Origin of the sequence: Corynebacterium rouxii (genome assembly GCF_902702935.1) — a bacterium.
Classification (GTDB): Bacteria; Actinomycetota; Actinomycetes; order Mycobacteriales; family Mycobacteriaceae; genus Corynebacterium; species Corynebacterium rouxii.
Genome location: NZ_LR738855.1, coordinates 2,019,965 through 2,032,664 on the forward strand (window position 1 = coordinate 2,019,965; position 12,700 = coordinate 2,032,664).

The 12,700-nt window shown below is 56.5% G+C and carries 11 protein-coding genes; 5 read left to right on the forward strand and 6 right to left on the reverse strand.

What is annotated here, in order from left to right; genetic code table 11:
- Positions 1–70 precede the first annotated feature (70 nt).
- Entirely contained in the window at positions 71–958 is an 888-nt protein-coding gene (locus tag CIP100161_RS09960) for an HhH-GPD family protein (protein WP_155874038.1), read from the forward strand.
- Here the strand turns inward: CIP100161_RS09960 and CIP100161_RS09965 are convergent.
- The 4 genes from CIP100161_RS09965 to CIP100161_RS09980 form a co-directional block, all read right to left on the reverse strand.
- A complete protein-coding gene (locus CIP100161_RS09965; protein WP_155874040.1) occupies positions 955–2,232 on the reverse strand; it encodes a threonine/serine exporter family protein in 1,278 nt (425 codons plus the stop codon). The genes CIP100161_RS09960 and CIP100161_RS09965 overlap by 4 nt on opposite strands.
- Positions 2,233–2,338: 106 nt before the next feature.
- Positions 2,339–2,509 carry a DUF4236 domain-containing protein gene (locus tag CIP100161_RS09970; RefSeq protein ID WP_003852870.1) on the reverse strand — a complete coding sequence of 57 codons (171 nt, stop codon included), beginning with the start codon at positions 2,507–2,509 and terminating at the stop codon, positions 2,339–2,341.
- A 30-nt stretch (positions 2,510–2,539) separates the two neighbouring features.
- Positions 2,540–5,176: an ATP-dependent Clp protease ATP-binding subunit gene (locus tag CIP100161_RS09975; RefSeq protein ID WP_155874042.1), complete on the reverse strand. Its 2,637-nt coding sequence runs from the start codon at positions 5,174–5,176 to the stop codon at positions 2,540–2,542.
- Between the two features lie 446 nt (positions 5,177–5,622).
- Positions 5,623–6,078 (reverse strand): DIP1984 family protein, encoded by a 456-nt coding sequence (locus CIP100161_RS09980; RefSeq protein ID WP_155874044.1) that lies wholly within the window; start codon positions 6,076–6,078, stop codon positions 5,623–5,625.
- Positions 6,079–6,113: 35 nt separating this feature from the next.
- Between CIP100161_RS09980 and CIP100161_RS09985 the strand changes: the two genes are divergently transcribed.
- Positions 6,114–6,752, forward strand: coding sequence for a Pr6Pr family membrane protein (locus tag CIP100161_RS09985; RefSeq protein ID WP_155874046.1), 639 nt, complete (start codon positions 6,114–6,116; stop codon positions 6,750–6,752).
- Between the two features lie 108 nt (positions 6,753–6,860).
- Entirely contained in the window at positions 6,861–7,655 is a 795-nt protein-coding gene (locus tag CIP100161_RS09990; RefSeq protein ID WP_155874048.1) for an alpha/beta hydrolase, read from the forward strand.
- 15 nt (positions 7,656–7,670) lie between these two features.
- Here CIP100161_RS09990 and CIP100161_RS09995 read toward each other — a convergent pair whose 3' ends face one another.
- Positions 7,671–8,954, reverse strand: coding sequence for a thymidine phosphorylase (locus tag CIP100161_RS09995; RefSeq protein WP_155874050.1), 1,284 nt, complete (start codon positions 8,952–8,954; stop codon positions 7,671–7,673).
- Positions 8,955–9,163: 209 nt separating this feature from the next.
- Here CIP100161_RS09995 and CIP100161_RS10000 point away from each other — a divergent pair, with 209 nt between their 5' ends.
- The gene (locus CIP100161_RS10000) at positions 9,164–9,586 is read left to right on the forward strand and encodes a cytidine deaminase (protein ID WP_155874052.1); all 423 of its coding nucleotides are present in this window, start codon (positions 9,164–9,166) and stop codon (positions 9,584–9,586) included.
- A gap of 3 nt (positions 9,587–9,589) precedes the next feature.
- Positions 9,590–10,804, forward strand: a complete 1,215-nt coding sequence (locus tag CIP100161_RS10005; RefSeq protein WP_155874054.1) for a NupC/NupG family nucleoside CNT transporter — start codon at positions 9,590–9,592, stop codon at positions 10,802–10,804.
- Positions 10,805–10,862: 58 nt separating this feature from the next.
- On the opposite strand, the gene lysS is transcribed toward CIP100161_RS10005, so the two are convergent.
- Positions 10,863–12,425, reverse strand: a complete 1,563-nt coding sequence (gene lysS, locus CIP100161_RS10010; RefSeq protein WP_155874056.1) for a lysine--tRNA ligase — start codon at positions 12,423–12,425, stop codon at positions 10,863–10,865.
- Positions 12,426–12,700 lie beyond the last annotated feature (275 nt).

Sequence of the window (12,700 nt, forward strand, 5' to 3'; positions counted from 1 at the left end):
CGTGGGGGGTTTCGGATTGCATGCCGTGCCCAGTTACACTGAAGCCTCGCACCCACATAGATGAGCTTTTATGAACGCTAATAATTCAGAAAATATCCCGCAGATTTTGACCGAGTGGTATCGCAAAAACGCTCGTAGCATAGTGTGGCGTACCCCACAGACTTCCGCGTGGGGTGTGTTGCTCAGTGAGGTTATGAGCCAGCAAACTCCAGTGGCACGAGTCGAGCCTATGTGGATCGAATGGATGCGACGCTGGCCTACCCCCGCTGATTTCGCTCAAGCGGGCAAAGATGAGGTGTTGCGTGCGTGGGATCGGCTCGGTTACCCGCGTCGTGCGCTTCGTCTTCACGAGTGCGCGCAGCAGATTGTCGAGCGTCATGGCGGCGAGGTCCCTCAGAATGTGGAGGACCTCTTAGCGCTGCCAGGAATCGGTGATTACACCGCCCGTGCGGTGGCTGCTTTTGCTTTCGGGCAGCGGGTTGCCGTGGTGGATACGAATGTGCGCCGAGTACATCACCGCGTGTATCAGGGGATTTACCTTGCGGGGAATGCGTCGAAACGCGAGCTGCGCGAGGTGGAGGCCTTGTTGCCGCATGATAATGCGCCGGAGTTTTCGGTGGCGTTGATGGAGCTCGGCGCTTTGGTGTGCCAAACGACCCCACAGTGTGATCGTTGCCCGCTGACGCAGCAGTGCCGATGGATCGCGTTGGGTCGCCCAATGCCGAGTGCGGAGGAAACCGCCAAGGCGAAAAAGCGGGTTCAAAAGTTTGTGGGCACTGATCGTCAGGTTCGCGGTTTGATTATGGCGGTGTTAAGAAATGCGGAGGCACCGGTCCCGCAGTCAGCTATCGACGTCGTTTGGCCCGATGCTGCCCAGCGTTCTCGGGCGCTGTTTAGCCTGCTTGACGACGGCCTCGCGACCCAAAACGATGCGGGACTTTTCAGTCTGCCGTCCTAGACCAGTTGTTTATCAAATTCGATGAGGTGGCCAAAGGTCCATGCGCGATCGCTGAGCAATCGTGCCAGCACGAGGCCTGCGCTGATAGAAAACACCACCATTGCGGCTGTTGCGGCATTGGATAGTGCATGGTCCATGTCTCCGCTGTTGAGGTAGTAGACTGCTCGAAACATTGCGGTGCCGGGGATCAAAATGATGGCGGCGGGCACGGTTGTTGTAATACGTGGCAGGCGGACTTTCTTGGAGGCAACCGCACCGACAAGTCCGATGATCACTCCGCCAACAAACGCCGCGAAGTAGGCGGTCGCTCCGTATTGTTCGAGCAGCAAGCGGATGAGGTTGGCGGCGGTTCCGACTACTGCTGCGACGAGCACCATGCGTCGTGAAGAATTAAACAGGAACGCGAACCCTGCGATGCCTACAAAGCTTGCTACACCTGCGATGAGGAGCCATGCGGGGTGGGGGTCGCCGCGGACTGGTTCGGGGTTAAGGCCTGTCCCCCAGCTGACCATCGCCACTGAGAACGTGGCAGTGGCAATAACGGTCAGTGCGTACATGAGGCGTGCGGTGCCGGCCTCGAAATCGAAGCGGCCGAGGTCGATCATCGCGGAGAACAGGGGAAAACCTGGGATGAGGAACAGTACCGCTGCTACGTATCCGGCGGTCATGGTGTAGTCGGAGTCGAAGCCTAGTAGCAGCAGTAGACGAGTGATGGCGAAGTAGCTTAACGACGCCACTGTGCCTGCCGCCGCCACGCAGCCTAGTTGGTGCATGCGCATCTTGTGGAGGCGGTGTCGCGTGTATTGGCCACATCCGGCGCTGACGGCGACGATCCCGGCTTCTAGCCAGTCGAAGTGGTTCAGTACTGCGAAGCTAGCGCAGGCGAAGGCTGCGGCAAGGGTGAGCACGAAGCTGGACCACCGTTTGACCACTGTGAATTCGATGGTGTCGAGTTCAGCATTGAGTTGTTCGGCTGTGATGCGACGATGCATCTGGTGGGTAAGGTTTTCGAGGGCTTCGATCCGTGATGCGTCGACTGCCGGGGTTTGGGACTTTGCCACTATCGTACGGAACTCTGAACCTTTGTGGATCGTCGAGGTGATCTGTGTGACGCCGATGACGGCATCGACGCGGTCGAAGCCTAACGCTCGGGCGGCGCGTTTCATGCCGCGGATGACGCGGTAGCCACTGGTTCCAGCACCCATGAGCAGCATGCCTAGACGTACGACGGCGTCTGCTTCTACGCCCATTCGGAATTGATCCTCATTAGTCACGTAAGTCGATCCTAATACGCCTTAATGAAAATCGGTCAGGTGAGTTGGACAAAATCGTGTGTTTTGTGACCAACTTGCCTGACCGATGCCGTATGCGGTGCCGCGATTACTTCCAGCGACCCCTAAAAGTTAGGCCTCCGGGTAGTTTCACCCATACGCCTCCGCGACTGTTGATGGTCACGGGGCCGATTTTGGTGGATGCGGAAGCACCGGAGCCGGACAGGTTGAGCCAACTGTTTTTGCCCAGCTTTTTGCGCTTGCGATATTGGATTCCCATGGTGCTCCCTCGGGTGAAATAGTGCCGATATTAGTTTTCGATGTTGGCTTCTTCTTCTGGAACCTCAGTCTCAGCAGCGTTAATCACTGCTTCTTGAGCTTCCTCAGATGGGGTTGCCTCTTCGAACTCGTCTGGCAGTGGCTTCACACGTGGGGTGAAGGTGAAGGAAGCCTTGTCGGTTTCCTTGGATTCGCCGTCCCAGCCTTCAACATCCACGGTGACGATCTCGCCAGCGCCGACCTCACCGAAGAGGATCTTCTCGGAGAGTACGTCTTCGATCTCGCGCTGGATGGTGCGACGCAGTGGTCGTGCACCCAGTACTGGATCGAATCCGCGCTTTGCCAACAGGTTCTTGGCCTTCTCTGTAAGCTCGATGCCCATGTCTTTTTGGGCAAGTGCCTTGGATACGCGTCCGATGAGCAGGTCCACCATTTCGACGATCTGCTCTTGGGTGAGCTGGTGGAAGACCACGATCTCGTCGATACGGTTGAGGAACTCAGGGCGGAAGTGCTTCTTCAGCTCGTCGTTGACCTTCTGCTTCATGCGGTCGTACTGACCGTCGGCATCGTGCTCGCCGACAGAGCTAAAGCCCATGCCCACAGCCTTGGAGATGTCTTGGGTACCCAGGTTGGAGGTGAAGATCAGCACGGTGTTCTTGAAGTCCACCACGCGGCCTTGCCCGTCGGTGAGGCGACCTTCTTCGAGGACCTGCAGCAAGGTGTTGTAGATCTCCTTGTGAGCCTTTTCGATTTCGTCGAAAAGCACCACGGAAAATGGCTTGCGGCGGACCTTCTCAGTGAGCTGGCCACCCTCGTCGTAGCCCACATATCCTGGAGGGGCACCGAACAAGCGGGAAGCCGTGAAGCGGTCGTGGAACTCACCCATATCGATCTGGATCAGGGCGTCGTCGTCGCCGAACAGGAAGTTGGCCAGGGACTTGGATAGCTCAGTCTTACCCACACCGGATGGGCCAGCGAAGATGAAGGAGCCGGAAGGACGGCGTGGGTCCTTAAGGCCAGCGCGGGTGCGGCGGATGGCGCGAGAGACACTCTTGACGGCATCGTCTTGGCCGATGATGCGCTTGTGTAGCTCGTCTTCCATGTGCAGCAGACGGGAGGATTCTTCCTCAGTCAGCTTGAACACTGGGATACCAGTCCAGTTGCCCAAGACCTCAGCGATTTGTTCCTCGCCGACCTCGGCGATGTCTTCCAGGTCGCCGGAGCGCCACTGCTTTTCTTTCTCAGCGCGCTCCTCGCCCAACTTGCGCTCGGTGTCGCGGAGGCCTGCGGCCTTTTCAAAGTCTTGGGCATCGATTGCCGCTTCCTTCTCACGACGGACTTCCGCGATCTGATCGTCTACCTTGCGGATAGATTCCGGTGCGGTCATGCGCTTGATACGCATGCGTGCGCCGGCTTCGTCGATAAGATCAACGGCCTTATCTGGCAAGAAGCGATCGTTGATGTAACGATCGGACAGCTGTGCTGCTGCTGCGAGGGCACCATCGGTGATGGATACACGGTGGTGTGCCTCGTAGCGATCACGTAGACCCTTGAGGATCTCGATGGTCATATCGACGGAAGGCTCTGGAACCTGCACGGGCTGGAAACGACGCTCGAGTGCGGCGTCCTTTTCGATGTGCTTGCGGTACTCATCCAAAGTGGTGGCGCCAATGGTCTGTAGCTCGCCGCGGGCCAGTTTTGGCTTAAGCAAGCTGGCTGCATCAATAGCGCCTTCTGCGGCACCCGCTCCGACCAAGGTGTGGATCTCATCGATGAACAAGATGATGTCGCCACGCTGGTTAATCTCTTTGAGGACCTTCTTCAGGCGCTCTTCGAAGTCACCACGGTAGCGGGAACCTGCCACCAAGGAGCCCAAGTCGAGGGAGTAAACCTGCTTGTCTTTCAGCGTCTCCGGAACCTTGCCGTTGACGATATCGAGGGCGAGGCCCTCTACAACAGCGGTTTTACCAACGCCTGGCTCGCCGATAAGAACAGGGTTGTTCTTAGTACGACGCGAGAGCACCTGCATGATGCGCTCGATCTCTTGCTCGCGGCCCACAACGGGATCCAGCTTGCCCTCCTTGGCAGCCTGGGTGAGGTTACGACCAAACTGGTCAAGAACCAAGGAGTTGGAGCGCTCGCCTGCGCCACTACCACGGCCAGTGCGACCAGCACCGGTGCCAGCACCCACAGCCTCGCCGTCGTTGTTGTTCTCTGGGCTTTCGCCGCCCTCGTAACCGGAGAGCAGCTGGATAACCTGCTGGCGCACGCGTGGCAGGTCAGCGCCGAGCTTGACCAAAACCTGTGCGGCTACGCCGTCGCCCTCACGAATAAGGCCGAGCAGCAGGAACTCAGTACCGATGTACTTATGTCCCATCTGCAGACCCTCACGCAGGGAGAGCTCAAGCACCTTCTTGGCACGCGGAGTAAAAGGAATGTGTCCTGCTGGCGGCTCGGAACCTTGGCCGATGATTTCTTCTACCTCTTGGCGTACCGCTTCAAGGGAGATGCCCATGGACTCGAGCGCCTTAGCGGCAACGCCCTCACCCTCATGAATAAGTCCGAGCAGGATGTGCTCGGTGCCGATGTAATTGTGATTGAGGCCGCGCGCTTCTTCCTGTGCCAGAACGATAACGCGACGTGCACGATCGGTAAACCGCTCGAACATGTTCACACCCTTCAAAGTTGGCTTTTGTTAAGTAGTTGCACCCACTGTAACGCCCATGCGTGACATTGATTTCCCATTTTCCACCCCACCTGTGCAAAAATTCGAACATCAAGCATTATTTACACAGGTCACAGGCACAATTACTCCCCTGTACGCCAGCAGCGAACACGTCACTTCACGCCCGTGCTTCGCCATTGTAAATGTCCCCAAACCCACCCTCGCCCTGAGCCATTCCCCAACGTGCGGTAATAATCTGTTCTCTATAAAGCTGTACCGAGTTTGTACACCGTACTGGTGGATACACCGTTCTTTTGGGGATTTGAACCCCAAGAAGCCCACCAACTCCTGCCAGCTGCTTTAAGAGTCCATGCATTTTAGGCAGCACGGCATGCCTTTCACGTTCGGCCGGAATGATTCACGGTTACCGACATTTAATACGTTAAACGCTACTGCAATTCCGTTTGCCAGTTAAGGCGTTGAATATCCACGTCGAGTTGCCGATATTCCTTCGCCGCCAGGTCGGCTTTCTTACGGATCTCACGGGCATCCATCGTGGCTACATACTTAATCTCCGAACGTGAGTAGCGATCTTGACGGCTTGTCAGATGATCGGCCAAGTCGCTGTAAAGGGTGCGCTTTTTTAACAAGGTATCCCGCACCGAGAGGGCGTCGGCAAGCGTCATGCCCTCGGAGAAAGTCGTGACGGCATTGGTACGGTTGATGCGGCGAATAAGATCGCCAATACGCGCTGTTAATTCCTCTAGTTCTGCGAGGATTTCTTGTGGGTTTTCAGCGGGCAGGTCACCTTCTTGCACCTTTGCTATAGCAAGTAAGCGCTGGTTAAGCTCACTGTAGCGGCGCTGGGCTTCCACGCGTTGGGCTAAGGCTTCTGCTAGATACATTTGCTCAGATTACAACCGCGAGTATAGTTTTGGCAATGAAAATTATTGCAAGGCTGCTAGGATTCCTCGGCCTCATTTCTATTATTTTGGCCGCAGTTCAAACCGCAACGCAGCCCTTCGCAGATTTCCCCGCCTTTGACACTCCCAGCAAAGCACTCATAGCAGAATTCTCATTCTTTACAATCTGGTCGAACATCATTGGAACCATTTATCTTCTTCGTGGCGGCCGCGTCCCACGCTGGTTCGCCGTCGATGCCGTCGCCATGCTCACCATCACCGGCATTGTGTACAACACACTCCTCAGCAAAGAACTCCACGGTTTATGGCAGTTCACTAGCCCCGTTCAGCACACCGTCATGCCGATCGCGGTCTTTGCCTTCTGGCTCCTCAACGCTTATCGACGCCCCATCTTTAAGGTCCGCACCATCATCATGGCCCTAGGAATCCCCGTCATATGGTCGATCCTCACCTTTACGCGCGGCGCACAAACCGGCTGGTACCCATACTTCTTTATCGACGTCACCAACCTGGGCCTTGCCACCGCACTGCGCAACGCCATCGGCGTGTACCTCGGCTTCTTTATCCTCTGCAGCATCCTCTCCCTTATTGAACGCTTCATCCGACTCATCAAACGTGGCACAAAATATGCGGCAGCCGCAGCAGTGATGAGCTAGCAGATAGAGCATAAAGTCCGCGGTCGCCACCCGCCAAGAAACGCCCCCTTTGCTGTGGCACATTTTCTATTCTTACGCTGCACATATTGTGTGCCATACTATTTGTTCATGACGATGTATTGGCATCACACTTCCATGACCCCTGTGTCGACGGTGTTGATCACTCACGGGTATGCAGAGCATCAGGGCCGCTATTCGACACTTGTTCGAAGCCTTCTCAATTGCAGCTTCGATGTTGTTACTTTTGATCTACCTGGGCATGGCTATGCCCCAGGACCACGTGCGTGTGTAGACGTCGATAAGCTCGTGGATTTTCATGTGGCCTTGCGCCACCGTGCCAAACAGGATCGTCGCTTAAGAACAGAAACGATGTGTCTTTTTGGGCATTCGATGGGCGGGCTTATTACCACGCTTTCCGTGCTGGAGGATTCGTCGAATGTTTCCGCCGTTGCATTGTCGGGGCCGGCGTTTTCGCCGTTTCCTAAGACTCCCCGCATTGTCACGCGAATGCTGCGCTGTAGTGCGCGTATAGCACCACGATTGAAAGTGTTAGCGCTGCCACAGGATGCTATTTCGCGCGACCCTGAGGTTGTTGCCGCTTATGCCAATGATCCCCGTAATTACACAGGTCGAGTTCCACTGCTCACCGGTGCATCGATGGCACTTGCTGGTCAGAAAGCGCTGGCGCAGGCTTCTCAATGGGATCGTTCGGTGCCGCTGCTCGTTATGCACGGCAGCGCTGATCGGTTAGCCGATATTGAGGGTTCGCGTCAGTTTGCTGCGAGTGCTGGTGGCACGATGCGCCCTGTAGACGGCGCTTTTCATGAGATTTTCAATGAACCAGAAGCACCACAGCTGCGTGCAGAACTATGCGAGTGGCTGCACGGCAACTGTGGCGCGTAATCGACGAGGCGTTATTTAGACGATTCGGTCGAGAATGATCTGGCGTTCGGCTGGCGGTTCGTCACCGATCACAATGCCAGGCATGATGGATTCGAGGGCGCGGTCGAACTTGTCGGGGGTTTCGGTGTGCAGAGTGAGCAGTTTTTGACCCTTGACAACCTTTTGACCCAGATCGGCGTGGATTTCGATACCGGCAGTGAGCTGCACTGGATCTTCCTTGCGTGCGCGTCCGGCACCGAGGCGCCAGCTACCCACACCGAGTGCGAGGGCGTCGAGTTCCATGAGGTAGCCGTCGCGGTCGGCGACAACTTCGCGGGTGTGCTCTGCGCGTGCCATTGGGGCTTCTGGGTCGCCACCTTGTGCGCGGACCATGCGCTTCCACACGTCCATGGCGCGTCCGTCCTTAAGGCGTTCTTCAACGTCTGCGTCGTGGATTCCGGCCATTTCGAGCATGTTGCGGGCCAGTTCGCAGGTGAGCTTGACCACGTCTTCCGGGCCGCCGCCGGCGAGAACCTCAACGGTTTCCTCGATTTCAAGGGAGTTACCGATCTTCTTGCCCAGTGGTGTGGACATGTCGGTGAGCAGGGCACGGGTGTGAACGCCTGCGTCGTTACCGAGGTCGACCATGGTGCGGGCGAGTTCGCGGGCGCGGTCGAGGTCCTTCATAAAGGCACCGCTTCCGACCTTGACGTCCAAGATGAGGGAGTCGGCACCGGCGGCGATCTTCTTGCTCATGATGGAGCTTGCAATCAGTGGGACGCAGTCGACGGTAGAGGTGATGTCGCGCAGCGCGTAGATCTTCTTATCTGCGGGTGCAAGTCCGGATCCTGCGGAGGCGATAACAACGCCGGCATCTTTGAGGATGTTCATCATGCGGTCGTTGTCGATGTCTACCTCGAAACCTGGGATTGCTTCGAGCTTGTCTAGGGTGCCGCCGGTGTGGCCGAGTCCGCGACCGGAAAGCATAGGCACTGCAAGGCCGTAGCTTGCCACGAGTGGGCCGAGTGGAAGGGAGAGTTTGTCGCCCACGCCACCGGTGGAGTGTTTGTCGGTGGTCTTTTTGCCAAGGGCGCTGAAGTCCATGGTTTCACCGGAGTTGATCATGGCTTTGGTCCAGTCGACGATCTCGCGGCGGTTCATGTCGCGGATGAAGATGGACATGTTAAGTGCTGCCATTTGCTCGTCGCCTATGGCTCCGCGGGTGTAGGCGTCGATCACCCAGTTGATTTGTTCGGTGGTAAGTTCGCCACCGTCGCGCTTGATCCGAATGATGTCCACGGCGTCGAATTGTTCGGCCATGTCAGTGCTCCTTTTGGTTAGGGGGATGCTCCGTTAAACAACAGTCGAAGTGATATGTTGCACATTCGAGTTTGTGCGTTGTTCATGTCTCTTGCGATTGCCTTTGTGACTGATTATCATCACCAGAAGAACAATTGTCAACGGTTTAAATATCATTTGTTCCCCCGCTTGGCTTGGGAGAACAAAAAGCCCCCTCCAAGGACATCCTCATGAACACAGATTCTCCTAGCCCCGCAGAACTCATTGCGGCGGCGCGCGAGGCGGCGCACCACGCGTACGCCCCTTATAGCAACTTTCCCGTAGGCGCAGCAGTATTAACCACCGCAGGCGAGATCTTCACCGGCTGCAACGTAGAAAACGCCGCCTACGGCGACACCATCTGCGCCGAACGCAATGCCATTACCACGATGATTGCCGCCACCATGCGTGCCGACGAACGCCACATCGCCGCAGTAGCCATCGTCGGCCTTAAAGCTTCCCCATGCTGGCCATGCGGTTCCTGCCGCCAGGTACTGCGGGAATTCCACTGCGAAACCGTGATCGTCGAAGACGAATCCGGCAACCCCACTTCTCTTCCCTTCGCCGAACTCCTCCCCTATTCTTTCGGCCCTGAAGCTCTCAAGGACACATAAATCATGGATCGCTTACAAGGCATCATTGGCATTATTGCCATCTTCGCCCTTCTTATTAGCCTTTCCAACGCTAAACGCCAGATCAACTGGCGTACCTTGGGCGTTGGCTTTGCCCTCCAAGTCGGCTTTGCCCTCCTCGTTCTTAAATGGGAAACCGGCTTCCATGCCCTCAAGGCCGTTTCTGGTGTTGTAGAAAAGCTGATTAACTTCACCAATGAGGGCACATCCTTTGTCTTCGGCGGCCTGTTTGGCGAGGATTCCGGCTTCGTGTTCGCCCTCAACGTGCTGCCGGTGATTATCTTCCTCGGTGCCATCATCGGCGCCCTTTACTACCTGCGTATTCTGCAGTTCTTCGTGGAAATCATCGGTACCGCGCTAAATAAGATCTTGGGCACCTCAAAAGTTGAGTCCGTGTGGGCTTCTACCGTGATCTTCCTCGGCCAGTCCGAGGCCCCACTGGTAATTCGCCCATGGATCCCACAGCTGACCCGAAGCGAGCTATTTGCCTGCATGACCGGTGGTTTTGCCTCCGTCGCAGGTTCCACATTAGTTGGTTATTCGCTCTTGGGTGCACCACTGCCCTACCTGATTGCCGCATCGGTTATGAACGCACCAGCTTCGCTGATGGTTGCCAAGGCGCTCATGCCAGAAACTGAAGTATCCAAGGTGGATGCGAATGTGCGCAATACTCGCGACGAGTCCTCCAAGAACGTTATCGACGCCATCGGCGCAGGCGCTATGTCCGGTGGTCGCATCGCCGTCGCCGTTGCCTGCTTGCTCATCGCCTTTATCGCCATGATCGCCATGCTCTCTGCCATCATCGGTGGCGTGGGCTCGTGGTTCGGCCAAGACAACTGGTCACTGGAAGGCCTGTTCGGCGTGATCTTCTCCCCACTTGCTTGGGCCATCGGCGTTCCTTGGGAAGAAGCAGGCCTTGTGGGTAACTTCATCGGCCAAAAAACCATCCTCAACGAGTTCGTCGGCTACACAGCCTTCTCGGAGCACGTGGATACCCTCAGTGATAAGTCCATCATGCTGACATCCTTCGCATTGGCTGGCTTTGCTAACCTCTCCTCCATCGCTATCCAGATCGGCTCTTTCGGTGCACTGTGCCCAGAGCGTCGCTCTGAGGTTGCCGCCCTAGGTATGAAGGCACTGTTCGCAGGCTTTTGCACCAACATGCTCAATGCTGCCATTGTCGGTGTTGTAGCTTTCTAAAAACATAGTTAAAGGGTGGTTCTCCTTGATCTCAAGGAGAACCACCCTTTAATGCTTTCTAGCGCTCAGGCTTCACGATTGGGAACAGTACCGTCTCACGGATGCCGAGGCCGGTCATGGCCATCAGGAGGCGGTCAATGCCCATACCGCAGCCTGCCGTTGGTGGCATGCCCTGCTCCATAGCTGCGAGGAAGTCTTCGTCCAAGACCATGGCCTCATCGTCGCCGCCGGCGGCAAGACGAGCCTGGTCTTCGAATCGCTCGCGCTGGATGACGGGGTCAACAAGCTCGGAGTAACCGGTAGCCAGCTCGAAACCGCGCACGTAGAGGTCCCACTTCTCGGTAACACCTGGCTTGGAGCGGTGCTGACGAGTCAGTGGCGAGGTTTCCACTGGGAAGTCACGCACAAAGATTGGGCCGTAGAGCTGATCCTCGCACAGGTGCTCCCAAATCTCTTCGACCAGCTTGCCGTGGCCCCAGCCACCCTTGGCTGGAACATCCAAACCTATAACGGCAGCAATTTCCTTGAGTTCATCCACAGTGGAGTCGATGGTGACCTCTGGCTGGCCTGGAAACTTGCGTGCCAAAGCCTCGTTGAGCGATGGGTACATCTCGATGGTCTTCCATTCGCCGCCGAGGTCGTACTCGGTGCCGTCGACAAGCGTGACGGTGGTGGAGCCAAAGACTTCCATTGCGACAGACTGGATGAGCTCTTGGATCATCTTCGCGCCGTCATCGTAGGTGCCCCATGCCTGGTAAGTCTCCAGCATGGCGAATTCTGGGGAGTGCGAGGAGTCCACACCCTCGTTACGGAAGTTGCGGTTAACCTCGAAGACGCGCTCGATACCACCAACCACGCAGCGCTTAAGGTAAAGCTCTGGCGCGATACGCAGGTAGAGGTCGATATCAAGGGCGTTGGAGTGCGTGACAAACGGACGTGCCGCCGCGCCACCATGCAGGGTCTGCAACATGGGGGTTTCTACCTCCATGAAGTCCTGGCCCTCCAAGTAGTGACGCAAAGCGCGCATGACTTTAATACGAGTCATGGCGTTAGTACGAGCCTGCTCACGCATAATCAAATCGGTGTAACGGTGGCGGATACGCATATCCTCGCTCATATCAGCAAAGGCCACAGGCAGTGGGCGTAGCGACTTCGACGCCATGTGCCACGAGTTGACCATCACAGAAAGCTCGCCGCGCTTGGAGGCAACAACGGTACCGCGGATAGAGACGATGTCGCCTAGGTCAACATCGGCCTTCCATGAAGCAAGTGACTCCTCGCCAACCTCAGCCAAAGACAACATAGCCTGCATGTACTGACCGTTGCCCTCTTGAAGAGCAGCGAAGCACAGCTTGCCGGTGTTGCGGATAAACAGGGCGCGGCCGGTGATAGCAACCTCTACGCCGGAATCCTCGCCTGGTTCGAGGTAGGTAACGCCTGGCTTGTCGCCCTTTTCACCCTCAGGAACAGCTGCGAACTTTTCGCGCAGCTCGGTAATCGAGTGGGTGCGGTCAACGATGACTGGATACGGCTCCACGCCGGCGTCGATAAGCTTCTGGCGCTTCTCGCGACGAATGCGGAGCTGCTCAGGTACGTCTTGGGTGTTTTTAGCGTTACTCACGCTACATCAGGGTAGTGCACTTCCTGCCCACCCACCAATAGCCCATTACGTTGTTAGCAGTTCCACCCAAGGCACCGAAGATCCATAGCCTGCCCACCCGAGTAGGCGGACTATGTTTATGCCCATTCCCGCCGTCCGAAAAAACAATAGAACTAGTCACTGGCTTCGGTATGGCTTATCCCTGTCCCCGTTAAAAAAGGCCTGGCCCCCGGAAAGTGGACACGCCGGGGGTTAGCTATGCTACTTGGGTCAGTGTAACTGAATTAAGCGCTTCG

Excerpts from the sequence above, each read along its gene's own strand:
- CIP100161_RS09985 (WP_155874046.1), top strand. The coding sequence starts at position 6,114 with ATGAAAATTATTGCAAGGCTGCTAGGATTCCTCGGCCTCATTTCTATT.
- CIP100161_RS09990 (WP_155874048.1), top strand. The coding sequence starts at position 6,861 with ATGACGATGTATTGGCATCACACTTCCATGACCCCTGTGTCGACGGTG.
- CIP100161_RS09975 (WP_155874042.1), bottom strand. The coding sequence starts at position 5,176 with ATGTTCGAGCGGTTTACCGATCGTGCACGTCGCGTTATCGTTCTGGCA.
- CIP100161_RS09970 (WP_003852870.1), bottom strand. The coding sequence starts at position 2,509 with ATGGGAATCCAATATCGCAAGCGCAAAAAGCTGGGCAAAAACAGTTGG.
- CIP100161_RS10005 (WP_155874054.1), top strand. The coding sequence starts at position 9,590 with ATGGATCGCTTACAAGGCATCATTGGCATTATTGCCATCTTCGCCCTT.
- CIP100161_RS09995 (WP_155874050.1), bottom strand. The coding sequence starts at position 8,954 with ATGGCCGAACAATTCGACGCCGTGGACATCATTCGGATCAAGCGCGAC.
- CIP100161_RS09980 (WP_155874044.1), bottom strand. The coding sequence starts at position 6,078 with ATGTATCTAGCAGAAGCCTTAGCCCAACGCGTGGAAGCCCAGCGCCGC.
- CIP100161_RS09960 (WP_155874038.1), top strand. The coding sequence starts at position 71 with ATGAACGCTAATAATTCAGAAAATATCCCGCAGATTTTGACCGAGTGG.
- CIP100161_RS10000 (WP_155874052.1), top strand. The coding sequence starts at position 9,164 with ATGAACACAGATTCTCCTAGCCCCGCAGAACTCATTGCGGCGGCGCGC.